This is a genomic window from Mycolicibacterium frederiksbergense (genome assembly GCF_012223425.1).
GTDB lineage: Bacteria > Actinomycetota > Actinomycetes > Mycobacteriales > Mycobacteriaceae > Mycobacterium > Mycobacterium frederiksbergense.
The window spans coordinates 4,934,895-4,959,182 of sequence record NZ_CP038799.1 but is presented as its reverse complement, the minus strand read 5'-3'; the positions used below and the strand labels follow the sequence as shown (position 1 = coordinate 4,959,182).

General features: G+C 69.2%; 23 protein-coding genes. 3 read left to right on the top strand and 20 right to left on the bottom strand.

Annotated features, from left to right (window positions below; translation table 11 throughout):
- Positions 1-4: 4 nt before the first annotated feature.
- Both EXE63_RS27020 and EXE63_RS27015 read left to right on the top strand, forming a co-directional pair.
- Complete coding sequence (locus EXE63_RS27020; RefSeq protein ID WP_168144479.1) at positions 5-1,231, top strand: serine hydrolase domain-containing protein; 1,227 nt, start codon at positions 5-7, stop codon at positions 1,229-1,231.
- Between the two features lie 9 nt (positions 1,232-1,240).
- Entirely contained in the window at positions 1,241-1,969 is a 729-nt protein-coding gene (locus tag EXE63_RS27015; RefSeq protein WP_168144478.1) for a type 1 glutamine amidotransferase, read from the top strand.
- Here EXE63_RS27015 and EXE63_RS27010 read toward each other — a convergent pair.
- Positions 1,948-3,288 carry a TIGR01777 family oxidoreductase gene (locus EXE63_RS27010; protein WP_168144477.1) on the bottom strand — a complete coding sequence of 447 codons (1,341 nt, stop codon included), beginning with the start codon at positions 3,286-3,288 and terminating at the stop codon, positions 1,948-1,950. The genes EXE63_RS27015 and EXE63_RS27010 overlap by 22 nt on opposite strands.
- 51 nt (positions 3,289-3,339) lie before the next feature.
- On the opposite strand from EXE63_RS27010, the gene EXE63_RS27005 reads away from it, so the two are divergent.
- A complete protein-coding gene (locus tag EXE63_RS27005) occupies positions 3,340-3,987 on the top strand; it encodes a phosphoribosyltransferase (RefSeq protein WP_210000042.1) in 648 nt (215 codons plus the stop codon).
- Here the strand turns inward: EXE63_RS27005 and EXE63_RS27000 are convergent.
- The 19 genes from EXE63_RS27000 to EXE63_RS26910 all read right to left on the bottom strand — a co-directional run bounded on the left by EXE63_RS27000 (position 3,984) and on the right by EXE63_RS26910 (position 24,148).
- Entirely contained in the window at positions 3,984-4,376 is a 393-nt protein-coding gene (locus EXE63_RS27000) for a cytochrome d ubiquinol oxidase subunit II (protein ID WP_168144475.1), read from the bottom strand. The two genes, EXE63_RS27005 and EXE63_RS27000, sit on opposite strands and share 4 nt — an antisense overlap.
- Positions 4,377-4,404: 28 nt before the next feature.
- Positions 4,405-5,235 carry a DivIVA-like cell division protein Wag31 gene (gene wag31, locus EXE63_RS26995; RefSeq protein ID WP_168144474.1) on the bottom strand — a complete coding sequence of 277 codons (831 nt, stop codon included), beginning with the start codon at positions 5,233-5,235 and terminating at the stop codon, positions 4,405-4,407.
- Between the two features lie 165 nt (positions 5,236-5,400).
- Positions 5,401-5,703: a YggT family protein gene (locus tag EXE63_RS26990; protein ID WP_105365643.1), complete on the bottom strand. Its 303-nt coding sequence runs from the start codon at positions 5,701-5,703 to the stop codon at positions 5,401-5,403.
- A gap of 144 nt (positions 5,704-5,847) precedes the next feature.
- Complete coding sequence (locus tag EXE63_RS26985) at positions 5,848-6,492, bottom strand: cell division protein SepF (RefSeq protein ID WP_168144473.1); 645 nt, start codon at positions 6,490-6,492, stop codon at positions 5,848-5,850.
- Between the two features lie 64 nt (positions 6,493-6,556).
- Positions 6,557-7,297, bottom strand: a complete 741-nt coding sequence (locus tag EXE63_RS26980; RefSeq protein ID WP_210000039.1) for a YggS family pyridoxal phosphate-dependent enzyme — start codon at positions 7,295-7,297, stop codon at positions 6,557-6,559.
- Positions 7,294-8,001, bottom strand: a complete 708-nt coding sequence (pgeF, locus tag EXE63_RS26975; protein ID WP_168144471.1) for a peptidoglycan editing factor PgeF — start codon at positions 7,999-8,001, stop codon at positions 7,294-7,296. Before pgeF ends, EXE63_RS26980 begins: the two co-directional genes overlap by 4 nt.
- A gap of 6 nt (positions 8,002-8,007) precedes the next feature.
- Entirely contained in the window at positions 8,008-9,159 is a 1,152-nt protein-coding gene (ftsZ, locus tag EXE63_RS26970) for a cell division protein FtsZ (protein WP_168144470.1), read from the bottom strand.
- Positions 9,160-9,364: 205 nt separating this feature from the next.
- Complete coding sequence (locus EXE63_RS26965; protein ID WP_210000035.1) at positions 9,365-10,342, bottom strand: cell division protein FtsQ/DivIB; 978 nt, start codon at positions 10,340-10,342, stop codon at positions 9,365-9,367.
- Positions 10,343-11,737, bottom strand: a complete 1,395-nt coding sequence (gene murC, locus EXE63_RS26960; RefSeq protein WP_234904655.1) for a UDP-N-acetylmuramate--L-alanine ligase — start codon at positions 11,735-11,737, stop codon at positions 10,343-10,345.
- A 32-nt stretch (positions 11,738-11,769) separates the two neighbouring features.
- The gene (gene murG, locus EXE63_RS26955) at positions 11,770-12,834 is read right to left on the bottom strand and encodes an undecaprenyldiphospho-muramoylpentapeptide beta-N-acetylglucosaminyltransferase (RefSeq protein WP_234904654.1); all 1,065 of its coding nucleotides are present in this window, start codon (positions 12,832-12,834) and stop codon (positions 11,770-11,772) included.
- Between the two features lie 56 nt (positions 12,835-12,890).
- Positions 12,891-14,525, bottom strand: coding sequence for a putative lipid II flippase FtsW (gene ftsW / locus EXE63_RS26950; RefSeq protein WP_234904285.1), 1,635 nt, complete (start codon positions 14,523-14,525; stop codon positions 12,891-12,893).
- A gap of 238 nt (positions 14,526-14,763) precedes the next feature.
- On the bottom strand, positions 14,764-15,843 hold the full coding sequence (gene mraY, locus EXE63_RS26945) for a phospho-N-acetylmuramoyl-pentapeptide-transferase (RefSeq protein ID WP_168144468.1): 1,080 nt from the start codon (positions 15,841-15,843) through the stop codon (positions 14,764-14,766).
- A gap of 2 nt (positions 15,844-15,845) precedes the next feature.
- On the bottom strand, positions 15,846-17,345 hold the full coding sequence (locus EXE63_RS26940) for a UDP-N-acetylmuramoyl-tripeptide--D-alanyl-D-alanine ligase (RefSeq protein ID WP_168144467.1): 1,500 nt from the start codon (positions 17,343-17,345) through the stop codon (positions 15,846-15,848).
- Positions 17,342-18,871 (bottom strand): UDP-N-acetylmuramoyl-L-alanyl-D-glutamate--2,6-diaminopimelate ligase, encoded by a 1,530-nt coding sequence (locus tag EXE63_RS26935; protein WP_168144466.1) that lies wholly within the window; start codon positions 18,869-18,871, stop codon positions 17,342-17,344. Before EXE63_RS26935 ends, EXE63_RS26940 begins: the two co-directional genes overlap by 4 nt.
- A 46-nt stretch (positions 18,872-18,917) precedes the next feature.
- Positions 18,918-20,792, bottom strand: coding sequence for a peptidoglycan D,D-transpeptidase FtsI family protein (locus EXE63_RS26930; RefSeq protein WP_168144465.1), 1,875 nt, complete (start codon positions 20,790-20,792; stop codon positions 18,918-18,920).
- Positions 20,789-21,829, bottom strand: a complete 1,041-nt coding sequence (gene ftsL / locus EXE63_RS26925) for a cell division protein FtsL (protein WP_234904284.1) — start codon at positions 21,827-21,829, stop codon at positions 20,789-20,791. Before ftsL ends, EXE63_RS26930 begins: the two co-directional genes overlap by 4 nt.
- Entirely contained in the window at positions 21,826-22,950 is a 1,125-nt protein-coding gene (rsmH, locus tag EXE63_RS26920) for a 16S rRNA (cytosine(1402)-N(4))-methyltransferase RsmH (protein ID WP_168144464.1), read from the bottom strand. The genes ftsL and rsmH overlap by 4 nt, the downstream gene beginning before the upstream one ends.
- Positions 22,925-23,356: a division/cell wall cluster transcriptional repressor MraZ gene (mraZ, locus tag EXE63_RS26915; RefSeq protein ID WP_105365631.1), complete on the bottom strand. Its 432-nt coding sequence runs from the start codon at positions 23,354-23,356 to the stop codon at positions 22,925-22,927. The genes rsmH and mraZ overlap by 26 nt, the downstream gene beginning before the upstream one ends.
- Positions 23,357-23,743: 387 nt before the next feature.
- Positions 23,744-24,148 (bottom strand): SCO2097 family morphological protein, encoded by a 405-nt coding sequence (locus EXE63_RS26910; RefSeq protein ID WP_168144463.1) that lies wholly within the window; start codon positions 24,146-24,148, stop codon positions 23,744-23,746.
- Positions 24,149-24,288: the final 140 nt, after the last annotated feature.

The following is a 24,288-nucleotide window of genomic DNA, read 5'->3' as shown; positions in this document are numbered from 1 at the left end:
ACCCATGAGTATCCGGCGTGCGCTTGCGGTGCTGCTCACCCTTGTGGTGCTGGCCGGGTGCTCGACCGGAGCCGGCCGACCTCAAAGCCGCACCGATCCCGGTCAGGCCGATGCGGTGGCCCGCATCGTCGACGAGGCAATGACACGTGGGCACCTCAAGGCCGTTCTGATCCGGGTCACCGAGAATGGTCAGGAGGTGCTGACCCGCGCTTTCGGTGAATCCATGACGGGTGTGCCCGCCACCGAAGCCATGCACTTCCGCAACGGTGCGGTGGCGATCTCCTATGTGGCCACCGTGCTGCTGAAGCTGGTCGAGCGCGGCACGGTCAGCCTCGACGACAAACTCTCGACATGGCTGCCCGACACCCCGCACGCCGATCGGGTGACCCTGGGCCAGCTCGCCCGGATGACCTCCGGGTACGCCGACTATGTGATCGGCAACGAGGAGTTTCAGAAAGCGTTCTACGACAACCCTTTCCGACAGTGGGCGCCCGAGGAGCTACTGCGATTCGCGACCGCCAAGCCGCTGTACTATCCGTCGGGCACCAACTGGAACTACGCCCACACCAATTACGTACTACTCGGGCTGGCGCTGGAGAAGGCCACCGGCCGCGATATGGCCGACCTGCTGGCCGACGAGGTGTTGGGCCCGCTGGGACTGACCAGCACCGCCAACTCGTTCACCGCCGAGGTACCCGCGCCGACCTTGCACGCATTCACCTCGGAACGCCGCGAAACGCTCGGCATCCCCAGCGGCACAGCCTTTTACGAGGAGTCCACCTTCTGGAACCCGTCCTGGACGATCACCCGCGGCGCCGTGCAGACCACGAACATCTACGATATGGAGGCCGGCGCCGCCGCCATCGGTTCGGGCACGCTGCTGACCCGCGAGTCGTATCAGACGATGACCGCACCGGACCTGCGCGGTAGAACCTTCGCCCTACCGGGCTGCCCCACCTGCGCACCGCAGACCGAGGGCTATACCTACGGTGTCGGCATCGTCATCTCCGGTGGCTGGCTGCTGCAGAACCCGTTGTTCGCCGGCCAGTCCGGGGTCGCGGCGTACCTGCCGGCGAAGAAGATCGCCGTCGCGATCGCGGTCACCTATCTGCCCGAGGCCTTCGACGACACCGGCGATTATCCGAACGCGGCCGAGGCGCTGTTCCGTGCGGTCGGGGCGGAACTGGCCCCCGACGACGCTCCCCCGACACCGCCGGGCGCGCCGAAGTAGATTTGTCCGGTGGCCCCCACAGTTCTTTTCCTCTACAACGACCCCATCGCGACCGAGGCGATGCTCGGCGAGGCGTTCACCGACGCCGGCTACGACGTGCACACCTTCGAGGTCGTGCCGTCGTCACGGACCGCCGACCCGGCCGTCGCCGTCGACTTTCCCGACCCCACCGGCTTTGACGTCATCGTGCCGCTGGGGGCACGCTGGCCGGTGTACGACGAAGCCCTCAGGGCCACCTGGGTGGGCGCGGAGACCGAACTGGTCCGCCAGGCCGCGGCCGCCGGCATCCCGACCCTCGGCGTCTGCTTCGGCGGGCAACTCCTGGCGCAGGCCTTCGGCGGCAGCGTCTTCCGTTCGGAAACCCCCGAGATCGGCTGGTATGAATTGGAATCCGATCGCCACGAGCTGATCCCGGACGGCCCGTGGTTCGAATGGCATTTCGACCGCTGGACGCTGCCGCCGGGCGCCACCGAGATCGGACGGACACCGGGCACTTCGCAGGCCTTCACTCTCGGTCGGTCGGTGGCGCTGCAGTTCCATCCCGAACTGGATCCGGCGCTGCTCGAACTCTGGCTCGACGATGACCGCGAAGCCGGCGAGGCCACCCTGGGCGGCTGCACCCACGATGAGTTACGTTCGCGCACAGCCGAATTACATGATGATGCGGCCCGGCGGATCAGGCGCCTGGTACAGGGCTTCCTGGCATATACGGCGCGTCAGCCGTGCCCCAGTTCGTGAGCGAGCGCCGCGTCGATGACGGGGCGACGGAAGGTATGGCCCAACCCGGCCAGCTTGGCCGGCACCACCCGCTGATCGGCCTCGGCGAGTTCCCGGGCGCCTTGGGCGCCCAGCAGTAGCTTCGGACCGAAGGACGGTACCGGCAGCAGCGTCGGCCGATGCAGCACCCTGCCCAGTGCGGCGGTGTAGTCGTTGTTGCGCACCGGTTCTGGCGCCACCGCGTTCACCGGTCCCGCCAACCGGGCGTCGTACAGCGCACGGTGATACACGTCGAGTAGATCGTCGATGCCGATCCAGGACAGCCATTGCGTTCCGCTGCCCAGTCGGCCGCCAAGACCGGCGGCGAACAGTGGGCGCAGCAGTCGCAGGGTGCCGCCACGGGCGGACTGGACCACACCGGTGCGGACGTTGACCACGCGTAGGCCTGCGGCCGCGGCGGGTTCGGTCGCGGCCTCCCAGTCGGCCACCACGTCGGCGAGGAACCCGCCGCCCATCGTGGCGTCCTCGGTGAGCAGCGAGTCCCCGCGCTCGTAGCCGTAATAGCCGACGGCCGAGGCGCTGACGAAGATCTTGGGGCCGTCGGCGACATGTGCGGCGACCTCGGCGAGCTTGCGGGTGGGCCCGATCCGGCTGTCCCGGATCGCGGCGCGGTGCGCATCGGTGAACCGTCCCGCAATCGAGGCCCCGGCCAGATGCACGACGGCATCCACGCCCGCCAGCAGGTCCGGTGCGGGGTTGTGGGGATCCCACTGGCGCTCATCGGAACCCGTCGGGGCGCCGCGCACCAGCCGGATGACACGATGGCCACCGGTGCTCAGGAACGCGGTCAGGGCATCGCCGACCAGACCGCCGGCGCCGGTCACCGCGATCACCATCGGCGCCAGGCCGGCCACGCGGTGCGCGTCGAGATCCTCGGCCAGCTGGGTGTGCCGGTAGACGAACATCGGCCGCAACGCCGCCGCCGGAACCACCGCGTCGATGCGGTCATACACCCGGGTGCCGGTGCCCGCCTCGGCGTACTCGTGGGTGTGCCGCCACGTGCCGATCACCCGCGCCGGCCAGGATGCCGGACCGTCGGCGGCCAGGGTGTCGACGAATCGGTGCGGTGGATCGAACTCCGCAGGCTCATGCTGGGCCACCCAGCGCAGCCCGCCGGGCAGCCCGAGCACCGCCTGGCCGTCGGCCAGCGAGTCGGTCTCGGCGATCACCGTCATCGGCTGCCAGGGTGGCACCAGCCGTCGCATGGCCCCGGGCCTGGTGTGCCAGGCGAAGACCTCGTCGATCGGATGGTCGACGATGCTGTCGTACTCGATGCCCATTGGTGTCCGCCCTTGGTTGGTCCCGCCCGGCCCGGGGGTACCCCGGATCGTATGGGAGAAACGGCCGCCGGCTTTCTGAACCGCCGGGAAGCCGGCCGGGTGCTGGCGTCCGGGTTGGCGCACCATCGTGGCGCGGCGGGAACGGTGGTGCTGGGGCTGGCGCGCGGCGGCGTCCCGGTCGGCTGGGAGGTCGCGGCCGCGCTCGGCCTGGTGTTCCATGCCTTTCTGGTCCGCAAGCTCGGCCTGCCGCACTGGCCCGAACTGGCGATGGGGGCGCTGGCCACCGGCGGCACGGTGGTACGCAACGAGGATGTGATCCGCAGCCAGGCGGTCACCGAAGACCAGCTGCGCGAGGTCATCGAGCGCGAGCGCCTGGAGTTGCGCCGCCGCGAGGCGGCATACGGTGTCGGGGAGTCCCCGGAACTGGCCGGGCGCACCGCGATCCTGGTCGACGACGGCATCGCCACCGGCGCGAGCATGCTCGCCGCGATCCGGGCCGTTCGGGCCCTGGGAGCTGCGCGCGTGGTGGTGGCGGTCCCGGTGGCTTCACGCACCGCGACCCGCCTGGTCGGCCGTGAGGCCGACGAGTTGGTGTGCCTGGACGAACCGCCGGACTTCCGGGCGGTCGGGCAGGCCTACGCCGATTTCACCCAGACCAGCGACGACGAAGTGCGTGCGCTGCTGGCCCGGCGCCCCTAGCTCTTCGGGGTTTCCTCGGGGTCGGGCGAGATCTCGACCGAGCCGCCGGACGTGTCGTCGGCGGCATCCTCGGTGTCGGTCACGCCGGCGACCTCGGGTTCCGACGCGGCCGTGTCGGACTCGGCCGGATCGGACGCCATCGGCTCGGACTCGGTCATTTCCGGCTCCTCGGGGTAATCCTGGACACCCTGCTCGTCCTCGTCCGCGTCGGCGGCATCCACGTCGGGGTCACCGTCGCGCCGGGAACGCAGCGCATCGGCGATGAGCAACAGCACGCCGATGACGCTGGCACCGATGCACACCCAGGCGATCAGCTCGTTGCTGGTGACGACGGCGGCCACCAGGGCGACCAGACCGATGACAGCGAGAACGAGCGCAATGATCAGCATGCGACGAACTTAGCCGGTGCTGGGCCGGTCAGTTGTTACCCCGGTTGAACTGGTTGAAGCCGCCGCCCTCGTTACCGGCAGCGGAATCGACCGGTGCCGCGGAACCGCGCTGGCCCAGCTCTTCGAGCTGAGACTCCAGGTAGGTCTTGAGGCGGGTGCGGTACTCGCGTTCGAAGGTGCGCAGCTGCTCGAGTCGGCCCTCCAGCACGGTGCGCTGCTGGTTGATGGTGCCCATGATCTCGGAGTGCTTGCGCTCGGCGTCGGCCTGCAGGGCATCGGCCTTCTCCTGCGCCTGACGCAGCTGCGTCTCGGAGCGGGTCTGGGCATCAGACAGCAGGGCGTCGGCCTTGGCGCGGGCGTCGGCGACGGTCGTCTCGGCGGTGCTGCGCGCCTCACTGACCAGGGCGTCGGCCTCGGCGCGGGCATCGGCGAGCAGCTTGTCCGACTCGGCCTTGGCCGTACCGGTCAGGCGGTCCGCGGTGTCCTGGGCCAGGCTGAGCACCTTGGCCGCCCGCAGATGCGAATCCTCGGAGACCGGGGCTTGCTGCACCACGGGTGCCACCGGCGCGGGCGCCTCGTACACCGGCTGGACCGGCTCGGGCTCGGGCTCCGGCTGCGGGGCCTGGTAGGGCGGGATCGTCTGCGTCGCCTGGATCCCGCCACCGGAACGCGCACCGGCAAGCTCCGAGTCGAGCTCGGACACCCGCTGACGCAGGTCGGCATTCTCCTCGATGAGCCTGGTCAGCTCGTTCTCGACCAGGTCGAGGAAGGCGTCTACCTCGTCCTCGTTGTAGCCGCGCTTGCCGATCGGCGGCTTACTGAATGCGACGTTGTGAACGTCGGCTGGAGTGAGCGGCATTGTCTGCCCCCTTGAAGTCTGGACCGTCAACCGGTTTCGAAGTGTAGAGCGTCAGTAGAAGTAACTGGCGTCCATCCTGTCACAGCAGACTCTACGGTTGCACTTGAGGTTCATAAATAAGAGCGAATTTCAATGTTCGACAGTGACCCGCGGTGACGATTCCGCTCAGATGGTGGCGCTGGCTGCGGCACCGAATGCCAGCTGCATGCCGATGAACGCGACCAGCAACAACACCATGATCGACAGGTCGAATCGCACCGCGCCGATGGTGAGCTGCGGGATGATCCGGCGCAGCAGTTTCACCGGCGGATCGGTGACGCTGAGGATGAGTTCCAGCACCACCACCGTGGCACCGCTGGGCTGCCAGTCGCGACTGAACGACCGGATGAATTCGACAACGACCCGGGCGATGAGCAACAGCCAGAAGACGAACAGCACAAAACCCAGGATTTGAAAGACCATCGACAACTGAGCCGACCTCACTACTGCATACACAGACGGGCAGGTATAGGGACATTCGAGCAGGTGGGACAAGCATGCGATCCCAGGACGTCAGCCTACCTGGCGGACCGGAACGGACTGGGTGGCGCAATGCCGTAGTAGGCCGAGGCCCTACTGGTAGGAGTAGAAACCGGCCTCGGCGATCCGGCGGCGCTCGTCGGCGCTGACGTCGATATCGGCCGGTGAGAGCAGGAACACCTTGGTGGCGACCTTGTCGAAGGATCCGCGCAGCGCGAACGCGAGGCCGGCGGCGAAATCGACCAGTCGCTTGGCGTCCGCGTTGTCCATCGACACCAGGTCCATGATCACCGGGGTGCCGTCACGGAAACGCTCACCGATGGTGCGCGCCTCGCTGTAATCCTTGGGGCGCAGCGTGGTGATCTTGGCCAGCGGGCTGCCGGCCTCGAACAGCTCGGCCATCCGTCGCGGTTCCATGGCGAGCGCGCCGCGGGTGGGAGCACCCGCGAAGCGCGGCGCCGGGCGGTCGAACTCGCGGGGCGTGCGCAGCCGACCCTCGAAGCGCGGGGCGTCACCGTAGCCGCCGCGGTACGCGCCGGGGACGTCGTCGTACTCGCGGGCCGGAATCCGGTCGTCGAACGCCCGGGGCTCGCGGCCGTAACCCTCGTCCTCGAAACGCTCTTCGGCGGCGCGTCGCGGGTACGCACGCGGCCCACGCTCGTCGTCGTAGTACTCGTCGTCGTAATCGTCCATCGGCGCCATACCGAAGTAGGCCTTGACCTTGTGCAGAGTGCTCATCGCCTGCCCCTTTAACGACTTGTGTCTGTGTTGTCTGTGATGAAGATGTGACTGGAGTGACTACTCAGGGTGACGTTAGAGGACGTTGACCCATCAACGCGGTTCCGACACGCACACACGTGGATCCATATCGCACCGCCGTCTCCATATCTCCCGACATGCCCGCCGACAGCCCCAGCCGCTGAGTGAACGACCGCTGCACCCGGTCGCGTTCGGCCTGCAGCCGCGCGAACGCATCCTCGGCATCCCAGCTCAGCGGCGGGATGCCCATCAACCCGGCGAACTCCAGTGCGTCGATGGCATGTGTTGCGGCACATAGCTCGTCGATCAGGTCCGGCTTGTTCACATCCACCCCGCCGCGATCGGGATCGCCGTCGAGGCTGATCTGCAGATAGACCCGCAGCGGTCGGGTACGCCCGCCCGCGTCCAGCTCCTGCTCGGCGCCTCCCCCGAGGGCGGCGATCAGCCGGGCACTGTCCACCGAATGCGCGGCGTAGGCCCAGCGGGCAATGGCGCGCGCCTTGTTCCGCTGGATGTGGCCGACCATGTGCCAGCGGATCTCGTCGCCCGGAAACGCGGACCGGACGTCGGCCACCTTCCTGGCGGCCTCCTGCTCGCGCGACTCACCGAACTCGGTACAGCCCAACCGCCGCAGGATCACGACATCGGAGGCGGGAAAGAACTTCGTGATCGGCAGCAGTTCGATTTCCCGCACCGGCCGGCCGGCGGCCTCGGCGGCACGTGCCAACCGGGTCCGTACCGCGGCCAGCGCTCCGGCCAGTTCCACGTCGCGGTGGGTGCTCATTCCATCCACACCAATGACGCCAGCCGTCCGGTCGGAGCATCACGCCGATGGCTGAACAGCGCGGCGTCCTCGACGGTGCAGCGGGGATCGATGTCAACGGACTTCACACCCAATGCCGCCAGCTGTCGCGCAATTCCGGCGCGGATATCCAGGCCCGGGGTGCCCCTGGCGGTCCGGCACCGGCTGCCCGGCAGCACGGCGTCCACCTCGTCGACCATTTCCGCGGGTACCTCATAGTTGCGGCCGCTCACCGCCGGGCCCAGCAGCACGGAGATATCGGCGACGGACGCACCCACCTTCACCATTTCCTCCACAGTGCGGGGCACGATGCCGATCTGGGCACCCACCCGGCCCGCATGGGCGGCGCCGATGACCCCGGCCCGCGCGTCGGCCAGCAGCACCGGGACACAGTCCGCGGTCACCACCGCCAGCGCCAGACCGCGGGTGGTGCTCACCAACGCATCGGTCTGGTCGACGGCGGCGCCCTGCGGACCCTCGACGACCGCGACATTGGCCGAGTGCACCTGGTTCATCCAGACCACGGCGTCCTCGGCCAGGCCGATCGATGAGGCCAGCCGTCTCCGGTTGGCGGCCACCGCGACCGGATCATCGCCGACATGGTCACCGAGATTGAAGGTGTCGAAGGGCGGTGCCGATACCCCACCCGCACGGGTGGTGGTCACGCGCCGAACCCGAACCGGCACGACGGATCAGTGGCGCATGAACGGCGGCACGTCGACGTCGTCGTCGGAGATGCCGCCGTCGTCCGGACCACCGATCCGGACGGTCGCTCCGTTGGTGTGAGCCGGCACCGACATGGCGTCGGCCGGCTCGAACACGCTGGACCTGACCTTGCCCGCCGAACCGGCGGCGACAGAGGGCGCGCCCTCCCCCACAACGGGTTTGCGGCTCGGGCCGGAGGTGTCGAAACCGGCGGCGATCACGGTGACCCGCACCTCGTCGCCCAGCGAATCGTCGATCACGGTGCCGAAGATGATGTTGGCCTCGGCATGCGCGGCCTCCTGCACCAGCGAGGCGGCCTCGTTGATCTCGAACAGGCCCAGGTCACTGCCACCGGCGACCGACAGCAGCACGCCCTGCGCGCCCTCCATCGAGGCCTCCAGCAGCGGTGAGTTGATGGCGATCTCGGCGGCCTTGAGCGCGCGTCCGTCGCCGCGGGCCGAACCGATGCCCATCAGCGCGGTGCCCGCGCCGCTCATGACACCCTTGACGTCGGCGAAGTCGACGTTGATCAGGCCGGGAGTGGTGATCAGGTCGGTGATGCCCTGGACGCCGTTGAGAAGCACCTCGTCGGCACTGCGGAAGGCATCCATCAGCGAGACCGCCGCGTCGCCCATCTGCAGCAGCCGATCGTTCGGGATGACGATCAACGTGTCGCAGCTTTCCCGCAGCGCGGTGATGCCGGTCTCGGCCTGGTTGGACCGGCGCTTGCCCTCGAAGGAGAACGGCCGCGTCACGACACCGACCGTCAACGCACCCATCTTGCGGGCGATGCTGGCCACCACCGGTGCGCCACCGGTGCCGGTGCCGCCACCCTCGCCTGCGGTGACGAAGACCATATCCGCGCCGCGGATCAGTTCCTCGATATCGTCCTTGGCGTCCTCGGCGGCCTTGCGGCCGACCTCCGGGTCGGCGCCGGCGCCCAGGCCGCGGGTCGAATCACGACCGACGTCGAGCTTGACGTCGGCATCGCTCATCAGCAACGCCTGCGCGTCGGTGTTGATGGCGATGAACTCGACGCCTTTGAGTCCGTGCTCGATCATCCGGTTGACGGCGTTCACGCCGCCGCCGCCGATGCCGACCACCTTGATAACGGCGAGGTAGTTATGCGGGGGGGTCATCGCGGATCGCCCTTTCCTGACCTGAATGTCGATGTCGGTGAGCGAAACCCTCAACCTCAACCATAGGCTTAGAGTTATGTCAAGTAGTTCCGCGCAACCAGAACGGTAGGGCGACCCGGCGCAGGAACCCCGCAGGCGCGCCGACACGGCGCGACAATTTCTCGCTTCGGCGCGCGGTGTCTTCGCGGCGCCTGCGCGCGGTGTCCTACTTGACCGTCGGCAGATCCGGGCTGGAGACGTCGTAGGTCTGCCCGGGCTGGGTAAGTAGCGCGGCCAGCTTGAGCGCCTTCTCCTGGGTGCGGTCGGTGGTGCCCCACACCACTTTCCGGCCGTCGAACAGGATCAGTGTGATGGCCGCCACCGAGGGCGCCTCGACCCGGCTCACCTGACCCGACACCTCCGGCGGCAATGAGGTGAGCACCTCGAGCGCCGCCTGGGTCGCCGGATCATTCGGGCCCGGTGTCTCGGTGTCGATATAGGGCAGGCCGGGTGGCGGCGGCGCGGTCACGAAATCGACGCCGTCCTTGTCGAACAGGTGCGGGCCATCCGGATAGTCCTTGACCACCAACGGGATCCGCTCCTCGACGGTGATGCGCAGCGTCGACGGGTACTCGCGCTGGACCCGGACGCTGGCCACCCGGCGGATGGAGGCCACCCGCTCGGCCACCGTGTCGGTGTTGATCTGCAGCAGCGGTGTGCCGGACGGCACGGCCGCGGCCTGCCGGATCTCGTCCTCGGTGATGGCCGTCAAACCGGTGATCACCGTCGCCCGCGCCGACATGATCGGCGTGAAATACAGCAACAGGCCCGCACCGACGGCCAGCACCGCCAGCAGTGCCGACCACATCAGCACCTTCAGTCCGCGGATCACCCCGCGTCGGTTGGGTGCCGGCGCCTCCTCGGTGTGGCCGAAGGCGCGGCGCTTGGCTTCGCGGCGGTTCTGTTCGATGGCCTGGGCGCGTGCCTGCGCGATGCGCCGTTCCTCGCGTTCCCGCCGGGCGCGGCGACGCGGCCCTTCGAAATCCTCTTCCGCCGCGGCGTCTTCGGCCGCGGCGTCCGCTTCGGGCGCGCCGACGTCCTGCGCAGGCTGCGGGTCCTCGGCGGCCGCCGCCGCTTCCTCGGCGGCGTGTGCGGCCGCCGCCATGGTCTCGGGCTCGTCCCGCTCGTCGGCCGGGCCGGTCATCTACCGCGCCGCCCGGTCGGCACGCGCGCTCACGGCGTCCAGGATCTCGCGGCCCAGCAGGGTGACATCGCCGGCGCCCATCGTCACCACCACGTCACCCGGTCCGGCGGAGGCCGCCACCTGTTCGGCGACCGCCGAGAAATCCGGCACGTAGTGCACCGGCACGCTGACATGCTCGGCAATGCTGCGCCCGCTGATCCCGGCGATCGGCTGCTCACGCGCCGCGAAGACATCCAGCACGAACACCTCGTCGGCCGCGCTCAGCGCGGTACCGAACTCGCGCGCGAAAGTTTGTGTGCGCGAATACAGATGCGGCTGGAAGACGACGATGGCACGGCCATGTGATTCGGCGGCCAGCGCACGCACCGCAGATAACGCGGCCGACACCTTCGTGGGGTGATGCGCGTAATCGTCGAAGACCTTGACCTCCGCCGCCACACCCACCAGTTCGAACCGGCGGCGCACACCCTCGAATTCGGCCAAGGCGTCGAGGACGACGTCGGCCGGAGCGCCGGCCTGGATCGCGGCCAGCAGTGCGGCCAGCGCATTGAGCGCCATGTGCCGGCCGGGCACCGACAACCGCATGGTGCGCGGGCCGGCCTCCCCCGCCAGCTGCACGGTCGCCACCGCGCTGGTGCCGTGCTGCTCCCAATCCAGCAGGGCACCGGCGAGCTCAGGCTGACCGGCACTCCCGTAGCGCAGCACCCGGATGCCCAGCGCCGCAGTGCGTTCGGCGAGCGCGGCGGCGCCAGGATCATCCACGCAGACCACCAGGGCGCCCCCGGGCGTCAGGCGCTCCATGAATGCGTCGAACACCGCGACGTAGGCCTGCTCACTTCCGAAGAAGTCGAGATGGTCGGCCTCGATATTGGTCACCACGGCGATATCGGGCTGATACTGCACCAGCGAGCCGTCGCTCTCGTCGGCCTCGGCGACGAAGTAGGGGCCACTGCCGTGGTGCGCGTTGGTCCCGGCCGCGCCGAGATCCCCGCCGACCGCGAACGAGGGATCGAATCCGCTGTGCTGCAACGCCACGATCAACATCGACGTGGTGGTCGTCTTACCGGCCGTACCGGTGACCATCAGGGTGGTGTCCCCGGCCATCAGCTTGGCCAGCACCACCGGGCGCAGGATCACCGGGATACCCCGGCGGCGGGCCTCGACGAGTTCGGGGTTGGTCTTCGGGATGGCCGCGTGCGTGGTGACCACCGCGGTCGGGCCACCGTCGAGCATGTCGAGCGCCGAGCCGTCGTGCCCGATCCGGATCTCGGCGCCCCGGGCCCGCAGCGCGGCCACACCGCGGGACTCCTTGGCATCCGAACCCGAGACCAGCCCGCCGCGATCGAGCAGGATGCGGGCGATACCGGACATCCCGGCGCCACCGATGCCCACCATGTGCACGCGCTGCAACTCCGGCGGTAGGCCCTTCACCGCACTGACTTCCGGTCCGCGCGATACTGCCGCGCCACCTCGAGCGCCACCTCGGCCACCCGGCGGGCGGCGTCGCGATGCCCGGCCAGTGCGGCGGCCGCCGTCATCTGCTGCAGGCGATCGGCATCGGCCAGCACCGAGGCCACGGTGTCGGCGATCAACGACGGTGACAGGTCGGCGTCGTCGATCAGGAGTCCGCCGCCGGCGTCGACCACCGGCAGCGCATTCAGCCGTTGTTCGCCGTTGCCGATGGGCAACGGCACGTAGACGGCGGGCAGTCCGATCGCGCTGACCTCGGCCACCGTCATCGCACCCGATCGGCAGATGGCCAGGTCGGCGGCGGCGTAGGCCAGGTCCATCCGGTCCAGGTAGGGCACCGCGACATAGGGCGGCCCCGAGGGCTCGGGCAGGTCCAGGGTGTTCTTCGGCCCGTGCGCGTGCAGCACCGAAATACCCTTGGCGGCAAGCGCTCCCGCCGCACCGGATACCGCGCGGTTGATCGACTGCGCGCCTTGGGATCCGCCGAACACCAGCAGCACGCGGGCGTCCTCGTCGAATCCGAACGCGGCACGCGCCTGCGCGCGCAGCGCGGCGCGGTCCAGCGAGGTGATGCTCGCGCGCACCGGCACCCCGACCACCTCGACATGCCCCAGCCCGGGATCGGGTGTCGCGGCCAGCACGCGCTGCGCGGAACGCGCACCCAACCGGTTGGCCCAGCCGGCGCTGGCGTTGGCCTCGTGGATCACCACCGGCACCCGCGACCGGCGCAAGCCGGGCCGCGCCGCCAGATAGGCGGGAACCGAGACGTACCCGCCGAACCCGATCACGACGTCGACGTGCACGGAGTCGAACACGGCCCTGGTCTGCCGGACCGCGGTGCGCACCCGCAGCGGCAACCGGAGCAGATCCGCCGAAGGCTTGCGCGGCAGTGGCACCGGGGTGATGAGCTGCAGGTCGTAGCCGCGCTCAGGGACCAGGCGGGTTTCCAGGCCGCGCGCAGTGCCCAGCGCGGTGATCCGTACCTGTGGGTCCAATTCGGTCAGTGCATCGGCCACGGCCATCGCGGGTTCGACGTGTCCCGCCGTGCCGCCCCCCGCCAGAACGACCGATATCGTGCTCACCCGTAACGCTGACCTTCCAATGACCGGGCACGGCCCTGTTGGCCTCGCCCCTGGCGGCCGTTTCGGCCCTCTCCATGATGCCCTGCGCGCCGTGCCGTCCGTTCGCCCGGCTGGGCAGTTCGGCGTGCATCGGCCGCCGGGGCCTTTCGGGGCTGCTTGGCCTTGGCCTTCGAGGAGGCCTTCGAGGAGGCCTTGGCGACGGCCTTCCCCGAAGCCTTCGCGGCGGCCCTGGGGGGCGACTTCGGCGGTGCCTTCTTGACGGCCTTGCCGGGTGTCTTACCTTCCTTGGTGCGCAGCCGGTCGCGGGCCACTTCGAGGCGGCTGGGCACGTACGGCACCGGCGGCGGCAGTCGCAGCAGCCGGTTGACCCGGTCATCGCGGCCGGCCCGCAGCGCGGCCACCGCCTCGGGTTCGTGTCTGGCCGCGTTGGTGATCACGCCGAGGATGAGCATCGTTGTCGCGGTCGATGTTCCGCCGGCGGAGATGAGTGGCAGCTGCAGCCCGGTCACCGGCAGCAGACCCACCACGTAGCCGACGTTGATGAAGGCCTGTCCGATCACCCACATTGTCACCGTCGCGGTGAGCAGGCGCAGGAACGGATCGGCAGAGCGGCGGGCGATCCGCATACCGGTGTAGGCGAACAGGCCGAACAGACACAGCACCCCGGCGGCACCGATATAGCCGAGCTCTTCGCCGATGATGGCGAAGATGAAGTCGTTGTGGGCGTTGGGCAGATAGTTGTACTTGGCGGTGCCCTGGCCCAGGCCGTCACCGAACAACCCGCCGTTGGCCAGCGCATAGCGCGCCTGCCGGGCCTGATATCCCGAGCCCTGGGCATCGGCCATCGGGTTGAGCCAGGACTGCACACGCGCCGATCGGTACCCGGCGGACACCGCGAGGATGCCGGCGGCGATCACCGCGCCGGACACCGTGCTCACGAACAACTTCAGCGGCAGACCCGCATACCAGAGCAGGCCGAGCAGGATGATGCTCAGCGACACCGACTGCCCGAGGTCGGGCTGCATGAAGATCAGCGTCAGCGCCAGCGCCGCCGCGGGCAACAGGGGCACCAGCATCTGGCGCAGCGTGGCCTGCTCCATCCGGCGGGCGGCCAGCAGGTGTGCGCCCCAGACGGCGAAGGCCATCTTGGCCAGCTCCGAGGGCTGCATGGAGAACCCGCCGAACACGAACCAGCCGCGGGAACCGTTGGCGATCTTGCCGATTCCGGGGACCAGCACCAGGACCAGCAGGACGATGGTGAACGCGAAGGCGGGGAACGCCAGCTTGCGCATGATCCGGATCGGCATCCGCAGCGCGATATAGAAGGCCACCAGACCGACGAGAGTCCAGACCACCTGCTTCAGGAACACCGTCCACGGCGAGCCGCCGGCGTCATAGGAGTAGACCCCCGATGCGGAGAGCACCATGATCAGTCCGAGCGTCACCAGGATGGATGCCACCGCGATGATCAGGTGGAACGATGTCATCGGCCGGCTGAGCCAGACACCGAAGCGGCTGCGTGGCTGTTCGGTCGCCGCGATGGTGGCGGGTTTCTTGGCGGCGGCCTCATCGGCACCGGACTTGCCGGGACGGCGCAACCGCGACCGCGCCGCGGTCAGAAGATTGTTCACCCGCCGCTCACAAGAGTCACAGGCGTCACGCCAGCCCCACTAGTCCCCTGCACCCCAGAATCCTCCCCCGTCCCGCGCCGGACGGCGCGGATATCTGGGGCGTGTCGCGGTAACGGTCCGATCGACGGTGGTCAGCTAATCCGAGAAACGCAAAGCGGTCGCTGTGACGGCCACAAAAGCAGCCATTGCGCGGGTCTCGGCGAAACGCCGCCGCGGCGCCTACGCGCCGACGAGACGCCTAAGCGCCGACGATGGAAAGCCACTCGCCATAGAACAGTGCGACGCCCAGACCACACGCGATCGCGGTGAGCAGCCAGAACCGGATGATCACCGTGGTCTCCGCCCAGCCCACCAACTCGAAGTGGTGATGGAACGGCGCCATCCTGAACACCCGACGCCCGGTCGTGCGGAAAGCCAGGATCTGCACCACCACCGAGGTCACCTCGGCGACGAAGAGGGCACCCAGCACCACAGCCAGGATCTCGGTGCGGCTGGTCACCGACAGGCCGGCGATGATGCCGCCCAGCGCCAACGATCCGGTATCGCCCATGAAGATCTTGGCCGGGGCCGCGTTCCACCACAGAAAGCCGATGCAGGCACCCGCGGTCGCGGCGGCCACCAACGCCAGATCCAGCGGATCACGCACGTTGTAGCAGCCGAGTCCGGGGCTGGTCGCGCACGCGTTGCGGTACTGCCAGAACGTGATGAGCACGTAGGCGGCGCTGACCATCGCCATCGCGCCGGCAGCAAGGCCGTCCAGTCCGTCGGTGAGATTGACCGCGTTGGACCACGCGCTGACGAGCACGACCACGAACAGCACGAACACCAGGGGGGCCAGCGTGACGGTGGCGATCTCGCGCACGTAGGACAGCTGGGCGCTGCCCGGCGTCAGCCCCTCGGCATTGCTGAACTGCAGCACGAGTACGCCGAACAGCACCGCCGCGGTCAGCTGTCCGACGGTCTTGGCGGTCTTGTTCAGGCCCAGGTTGCGGGACCGGCGGATCTTGATCGAGTCGTCGATGAAGCCGACGATCGCCAGCGCGGTCGCCAGCCCGAGAACCAGCAGGCCGGACGCGGACGGACCCTCACCGTTGAACGCCAGTCCCACCAGGTGGGTGCCCAGGTATCCCGCCCAGATGCCGGTGATGATCGCGACGCCGCCCATCGACGGCGTGCCGCGTTTCTTCTGGTGACTGGGCGGGCCGTCCTCACGGATCTCCTGGCCGAACCCCTGCTTGGTGAACAGCCGGATCAGCACGGGCGTCAGGATGATCGAGACCGCCAGCGCGATCGCGACCGCGAACAGGACCTGCTTCACCGCTACCGATCCCCCTGCCCGGCGAGCAGATCGGCGAGCGCACCGAGTCCGGCGGCGTTCGAGGCCTTCACAAGTACAACGTCTCCCTCGGCCAGTTCGGCCCTCAGCACATCCAGCGCGGCGTCGGCGTCGGGAACCAGCACCGCTTCACTGCCCCACGAGCCTTCCATCACCGCCCCCTGGAGCATGGCGCTCATCGGTCTCCCGGTTCCCACGACAACCAGACGAGACACATCTAAGCGCACGGCGAACCTGCCGATGCGATCGTGTTCGGATATCGCGTCATCCCCGAGCTCGCCCATCTCACCCAGGACGGCCCAGCTACGGCGTTTCCGGCCTGTCCTCGCGACGGACTCACGCGCCATCCAGGCCAGCGCCTTCAGCCCGGCCATCATCGAATCCGGGTTGGCGTTGTAGGCGTCGTTGATGATGGTGACGCCGTCGGCGCGGGTGCTGACATGCATCCGGCGCGCCGACACCGGACCGGCCGCGGCCAGCGCGTCGGCCACCTGCTGCAGCGTCGCCCCGCATTCGAGCGCGACCGCCGCGGCGCACAGCGCATTGGACACCTGATGTTCGCCGTGCACCGCCAGCGCGATGTCGACCGCACCGTCGCCGGCATGCAACGTGAAGCGCGGGCGCGCCAGCTCGTCGAGACGCTCGTCGGCCGACCAGACGTCGGCACCGCTGCTGCGTGATACCCGCACCACCCGCGCCGCGGTCTTGTCGGCCATCGCGGCGACCGCCGAATCATCCGCGTTCAGCACCACCACGCCGGAGGACGGAACGGCTTGCGGCAGCTCCGATTTGGTGGCCGCGATGATCTCCCGTGAGCCGAACTCACCGAGATGGGCGGTGCCGACGTTGAGCACCACACCGATGGACGGGGTCGCGATGGAGGCCAGTGCAGCGATGTTGCCGGGATGGCGCGCCGACATCTCCAGGATCAGGAAGTCGGTGTCGGTGGTGCACCGCAACACGGTCCACGGGTGGCCGAGCTCATTGTTGAACGAACCCGGCGGGGCCACCACCTCGCCGAGCGGTGCCAGCACCGCGGCCAGCAGATCCTTGGTCGAGGTCTTGCCCGACGACCCGGTGACCCCGATGATGCGCAGGCCCCCGGCCACCAACTCGGCGGCCACCGCGGCGGCGAGCTTGGCCAGCGCGGCCAGCACCGCGGCACCGGACCCTGCGGCGTCATCGTGTTCCAGCGCGCCCGACGCGGTATCGGCGGCCGCGACCGCGGGCACCACGATCGCGGGCACGCCGACCGGGCGCGCGGCCAGCACGGCCACCGCCCCCGAAGCGATGGCCCCGGCCGCGAAGTCGTGGCCATCGGAGCGGGCGCCCGGCAGGGCCAGGAACAGCCCACCGGGGGTCACCGCCCGCGAGTCGAACTCGACGGTGCCGGTGATGCGGACCGTTGCGGCCTCTGCGGGGGTGATATCGGTCAGTTCCCCACCGACGATCTCGGCAACCCGGGCCAGCGTCAGCGCGATCATCGGGTGCGCCCGCGGGCGGTCAGTGCGTCGGCGAGCTCCACCCGGTCGTCGAACGGGCGGGTGACGCCACGGCTGGTCTGCCCCGACTCGTGCCCCTTCCCGGCGATCAACACCACATCCCCGGTGCGTGCCCAGGCCACGGCGTAGTCGATGGCGGCGCGGCGATCCCCGATCTCGACCACCTCCCCGACCTGCCCGGCCGCCCCGGCCAGCACGGCGGCGCGGATCGCCGCCGGGTCCTCGTCACGCGGATTGTCATCGGTGACGACGACGAGGTCGGCCAGTGCAGCGGCGACCCGGCCCATCGGTTCCCGTTTGCCGACGTCGCGGTTACCGCCGGCGCCGATCACGACGGCGATACGGGCGCCGGACTCCTGATCCCGCAGTGTCTGCAGCACCGCTTCCAGCGCGCCCGGCTTGTGGGCGTAGTCGACGAGCGCCAGGAAATCCTGACCGCGGTCGATGGTCTCCAGCCGGCCCGGCACCGCGGCGCCACGCAGACCGGGCGCGCCCTGCTCCGGTGACACCCCGACCACGTCGAGCAGCGCGACCGCGAGCAGCGCGTTGGCGATGTTGTAGCGCCCCGGCAGCCCGATCTGCAGCGTGTGGTGGACCCCGGCGGGGTCGACGGCGACGAACTCCTGGCCGCCCCGCCCGACCGCGCGCACCGCGTCGATCCCCCAGTCGGCGTCCGCACCGCCCGCGCTGACCCGCACCGGCGAGGTGGACCGCTCCGCGATCCGGCGGCCCCAGTCGTCGTCGACGCAGACCACCGCGCGTGCGGCATGGGTGGGCGAATCCGGTTCGAACAGCCGGGCCTTGGCGTCCAGATAGTCCTCCATCGTCGGATGGAAGTCGAGGTGGTCACGGGAGAGATTGGTGAATCCGCCGGCCTCGAAGACCGTCCCGTCCACCCGCCCCAGCGTCAGTGCATGGCTGGACACCTCCATCACCACGGTGTCCACCCCGAGCTCCACCATCACCGCCAGCAGCGCCTGCAGATCGGGGGCCTCCGGGGTGGTCAGCGAGCTGGGCTCGTCACGTCCGTCGATGCGGATGCCGACGGTGCCGATCAGCCCCGCGGTCCGGCCCGCGGCCCGCAGGCCCGCCTCGATCAGATACGTGGTGGTCGTCTTGCCGGACGTGCCGGTGACACCGATGACGCGCAGCGTCCGGGACGGATGGCCGTAGACGTGGGCGGCCAGCGCGCCGAGCACCGCGCGCGGTTCGGGATGCACCAGCACGGCCGCGTCCAGATCGGCGGGCAGCTGGTCGGCGCCGGCCGGATCGGTCAGCACGGCCAGCGCGCCGGCGGCCACGGCGTCGGCGGCGAACCGGGCTCCGTGCGCGGACGCACCCGGCAGCGCGGCGAACAGATCCCCGGGCCGGACGTCCTGACTGCGCAGCGTCACACCGGTGACCCGGGTGTGCGCGCTGACCCCCGTCCGGCAATGGATGGGCACCCCGATCCGCTCGGCCAGCGGTCCGAGCAGCTCACCGAGAGGTTGGGAGGGACGCAGTTTCATGGCGTTGACACAGTACCGGGCTGCCTGTCGAGGCCTGGGACGCCGCTCAGGTGGCCTGCAGCGTGAGCGGCGGACCGGGATCGGCGGACAGCGGCACGTTCTCGCGCTGCAGCAACCAGGCCGCGATGTTGTGGAACAGCGGGGCCACGGTGGTGCCCGGCTGTCCGTCGGCGGTGCGGCGCGGATTGTCGGCCATGATGCCGATCACGTAGCGCGGATCATCCGAGGGAGCCAGCCCGGCGAACGTGATCCAGTAGTGGTCGTCGTAGTAGCAGCCGCAGTTGGGGTTGATCTGCTGGGCGGTTCCGGTCTTCCCGGCGATCTGGTAGCCCTCGACGGCCGCCTGCCAGCCGGTGCCCTGCTGCACGCCGCGCGGGTCGCGCTGCACGGTGGCGCGCAGCATGTTGCGCACCGCCACCGCGGTCTCCGGGGAGACCACCCGGATGCCTTCCGGCGCTTCCTCGGGGGTACGGGTGCCGTCGGCGGCGACGATGGCCTTGACGACCCGCGGCGGGATGCGCACACCGTCGTTGGCGATGGCCTGGTACATCCCCGCCATCTGCAGCAGGGTCATCGACAGACCCTGCCCGATGGGCAGGTTGGCGAACGAGCTGCCCGACCACTGATCGATCGGTGGCACCAGTCCGGCGCTCTCCCCCGGCAACCCGACGCCGGTGCGCTCGCCCAGACCGAACTTGGTGAGCATCTCGGCGAACTTCTCGGGCCCGACGCGCTGTGCCAGCATCAGGGTGCCGACGTTGGAGGACTTCCCGAAGACGCCGGTGGTGGTGTACTGGTCGACGCCGTGGTTCCAGGCGTCCTTGACGGTCACCCCGCCCATGTCGATGGAGCCCGGGACGGACAGCACCTCGTCGGGATTGGTCAGTCCCATCTCGATGGCCGTTGCGGCGGTGACGATCTTGTTCACCGAGCCCGGCTCGAAGGGTGAGGCGACGGCGGGGTTGCCCATCTGCCGGGTGCCCTGCCTGCCGATGTCCTGCGAGGGGTCGAACGTGTTGTCGTTCGACATCGCCAGCACCTTACCGGTTTTGGCGTCCAGGACCACGGCGGAGACATTTCCCGCGCCCGAGACGTCCTTGGCCTGCTGGACCTGCTGCTGGACGTAGAACTGGATGTCGTCGTCGAGAGTGAGCTGCACGGTGGAACCGTCGACCGCCTCGTGGCGGTTGCGCATGCTGCCCGGGATCATCACGCCGTCGGAACCGCGGTCATAGGTGACTGAGCCGTCGGTGCCGGCCAGTTTGGCGTCCATCGAGTCTTCCAGCCCCAGCAGACCGTGTCCGTCCCAATCGATTCCGCCGACGATGTTGGCGGCCAGCGAACCGCCCGGGTACTGGCGGATGTCCTGACGTTCGGAGCCCACCTCGGGGAACTTGGCCATGATGGCCTCGGCGACGGCCGGGTCCACGGCGCGGGCCAGATAGGTGAAGGATTCCTTGCTCTTGAGCTTCTTCAGCAGGGTCGACACGTCGGGCCGGTTATTCAGCCGGGTCGCGATCTCGGTGGCGATCTCCCGCAGCCGGGTGTCCGGATCCGGCTCGTCAGGATCCTTGGCCTTCTCCTCCTCCAGCTGCTTGCGCACCTTGACGGGCTGGAAGGTCAGCGCCCGCGCCTCGATGGTGAAGGCGAGCTTGTCGTCGTTGCGGTCGACGATGCTGCCGCGCACCGCTTTCTGCACATCGGTCACCTTGAGCTGACTGGCGGCCTCCGCGCGCAATCCGGCGGCATTGGAGATCTGCAGGTTGAACAGCTGCGCCGCGGCGACCACGAGGACCAGAAAGATGACGACGTTGCCCGCCCGGTGCCGGAACACGAAGGACGAACTGCGCACACCGGTCTGGGGCTCGGGGCGACGGATACGCCGGTCGGTGGCGGCGTGTTCCTGCGACTTGCGGCTCATGCGACGGGAACTTCGGGTACCAGCGGGACCTCGACCGGGGCCGGGGCCTCAACCGGTGCGGGCCCGACGTTTTCGATGCCGCCAACCGGACCGGGCTGAGCCGGCTGTGCCGGAGCGGCCAGGTGCGGAAGACCGTCCACGGGCGGCGCAGCGGGTGGCAGGACGGCGGCCGGCGGCAGCACCGCAGGATCAGCCGGGGCGGCCAGCGGCGCGACCGGTGCGGCCAGCGGCGCGACCGGTGCGGTCAGCGGCGTCGCGGGGACCGGAGTCTGCTCCCGCGGCGGTACCCGCACCACAACCTCACGCGGATCCACGACCCGGGGCGCCGGCGGTGCGTCGGCGGCGGGACGCGCCGGCCGTTCGGTCACCGGGGTCTCGTCCGGCAACGGGGAGTTCAGTGGTGGGGGCGGTACGCCTTCGGCCGGCTTGGGTGTGCCCACCACCATCCACGCGCCGGTCTGGTCCTGCACAAGGTGCGCGGTGTCACGGGACGGGATCATGCCCAGTTCGCGGGCGGCCTCGGCCAGCGCCGGCGGGGCCTGCGCCTCCAGCACGTCGCGTTCCAGGGCCTCTTTCTGCTGGGCCAGCGCCTGGTTCAGCTGGCGTGCGTGCCCCAGCTGATAGGAGCGTTCGGCGGCATCGGTGGACAGCCACAGCGTGACGCCGAGCCCGATACCGAGTGCACCGATGACCAGCACCACGAACGGCACCCGCGCCGCGAGGGTCCGTGGGTTGAACTCGATCTCGGACAGCCGGGTGATCAGCCGTTCGCGCAGTGGCGGACGGATGACTTTGGGGGCCTTGGCCTTCCGCGCCTTGGCGCGGGCCTTGGCCTGGCTGGCGTTCTTGGGCCGTGCGGGCGCGTCGACGGGACGCCGCATCGGGGTGCTCTTCGGCGCCGGCCGCTGCGGACGTTGTTCGGGTGCGCCGCGGCGCTTACGTGCCGGCGCTTCTGCCTGCCGGGCCCGGGCACGCTGGGGGTTGCCGCGTCGACGCTCGTCGGCGCGGGGCACCGGTGCGGGTCGCTTACCCTTCATGAGTCATCCTTTCCGGCAACCTTTTCCAATGCCCGCAACCGCACCGAGGCGCTTCGCGGGTTCCGCTCGATCTCGTCGGCGTCGGCCTGTTCGGCACCGCGGGTCAGTGTTACGAATTCGGCCTCATACCCAGGTAATTCGACCGGAAGCCCGGGCGGCGTGCGCGATGCGGTGGCGGCCGCGAACAGGCCCTTGACGATCTTGTCCTCCAGGGACTGGTAGGCCATCACGACGATGCGCCCACCGCCGGACAACGCCGCCAGCGAGGCCGGCAAGGCGTCGCGCAGCGAATCGAGTTCGGCGTTGACCGCGATCCGCAGCGCCTGGAAGGTGCGCTTGGCCGGGTGTCCACCGGTTCGCCGGGTGGCGGCCGGAATCGCCTCGTAGAGCAGCTCCACCAGTTCGGCGGTGCTGTTCAGCGGTTGGCGCGCACGACGTTTGACAACGCGGGAGGCGATCCGGCTGGCGAACCGTTCTTCACCGTACTCACGGAGCACCCTGGTGAGCGCCCGCTCGTCATAGGTGTTGAGGATGTCGGCCGCGGTGAGCTCGGCGTCGGGATCCATCCGCATATCCAGCGGGGCGTCGTGTGCGTAGGAGAAGCCCCGATCGATCAGGTCCAGTTGCATCGAGGAGACACCGAGATCGAAAAGCACTCCGTCGATGGCGTTCTCGTCCCGGTCGGCCCAGTAGCCGTCGTAGCGGGTGCGGACGAACCGGAAGCGGTCGCCGAAGGGCGCCAGCCGTTCGGTGGCGATGCGCAACGCATCGGGGTCGCGGTCCAGACCGACGACATGCAGCCCGGGCAGTTCGGTGAGGAAGCGTTCGGTGTGCCCGCCGGCGCCCAGGGTCGCATCGACCAGGACGGCTCCGGTGCCGTCAGGGTGGTGACGGGTCAGCGCCGGCCTCAGTAGCTCGACGCAGCGGTCGAGGAGGACGGGGACGTGGCCATGATCGGGATCGTCTGGCACTGCGGCTCCCCTGTTACGAAGGGGCGCCCCTGCAACGGGGTCCCTGTCCGAGGGTGCGGACCTGGCGTCGGGGAAGTACGCCAGGGCCGGTTCGGACAGAGGCCGCGTTGCACGGACAGGATGGTCAGATGATGTCGCGAAGAGTGTCATCGCTGGCCGCGGAGAAGGTCTCTTCGTGGGTCTCCTGGTACTGCTGCCAAGCCTGGGCGTCCCAGATCTCCAGGTGACCGAGTGAACCCGTCACCACGCATTCCTTGGACAGGTTGGCGTACCGGCGGTGTTCGGCCGACAGGGTGATCCGGCCCTGCGCATCGGGATGTTGCTCATCGGCACCGGCCGCCAGGTTCCGCACATAAGCGCGGGCCTGAGGGTCGCTGCGCGATGCCAGCATCGCCTTTTCAGCCAGCTTTTCGAACTCCGTCCGTGGGTACACGGCCAGGCTGTGATCTTGACTTTTGGTGACCATCAACCCTCCTGCCAGTGCATCGCGGAACTTGGCGGGCAGTGTGAGCCGCCCCTTGTCGTCGAGCTTGGGCGTGTAGGTACCGAGAAACATCTCGCCACCTCCCACCACTCGGCTGGATCCCGAGTCGCTTCTGCCCGCTTGGCGGAGCTCCGGTTGCTCCGTTGTCCGCCACTTTACCCCACAATCCCCCACTTAGCTCCATTTGCTGCCACCCAGTTATCCCCACGCCCCACTTACGGATCAGAAGTCACCTCCTGCCCCACCCCTCGGATCGGTACGGCACCCGCCGAAGACTGTGAAACCGCAGCTCAATGCGCACCCACCGGCGGCGTGGCCACAGGTCGGGAGCGGTGGGGAGATTGTGGGTACAGCGCCCTGCCCGGTCCGACACGCCGATGTTTCCGGGCGCCCACGAGCACAAAAAAACGGGGCAGCTCCGAGACGGAGCTACCCCGGTGGGGAGAAGTGGGTGGGCCGCTACTCGTCGAACCGACGACGGAAGCGGTCCTCCATGCGACTGGTGAACGATCCGCCGGTGCTCTTACCGCGCTTCGGCCGTGCCGCACCCGGGGACGGCGCCGACTTGTCGGCCGAACCCGACGCCCGCGAGCCGGTGATCGCGAACACCACGCCACCGAACATCACGATGAAGCCGATGACGGAGAGGATCGGCAGACCACCGATCCAGGTCGCATTGATGGCGACACCGGACACCAGCATCGCCAGGCCGACGATGAAGAGTGCGACACCCTGTAACCGACGCCGCGCCGAGGGGGCCCGCAGATTGCCGCCCCGAACGCTGGAAGCGAATTTGGGGTCCTCGGCATAGAGCGCGCTTTCGATCTGGTCGAGCATGCGCTGCTCATGATCGGAGAGTGGCATCCGTCCCTCCTTGTCCGCGCCCTGGCCCGGTGAATCCGGAACCGTGTCATCAACGTGTGTGGTGCGCCCGCGATCACGGACGTCTGATGTCCATGATACGAGGTCAATCTGAGCCGTACCACCTACTTGGTACACGATTG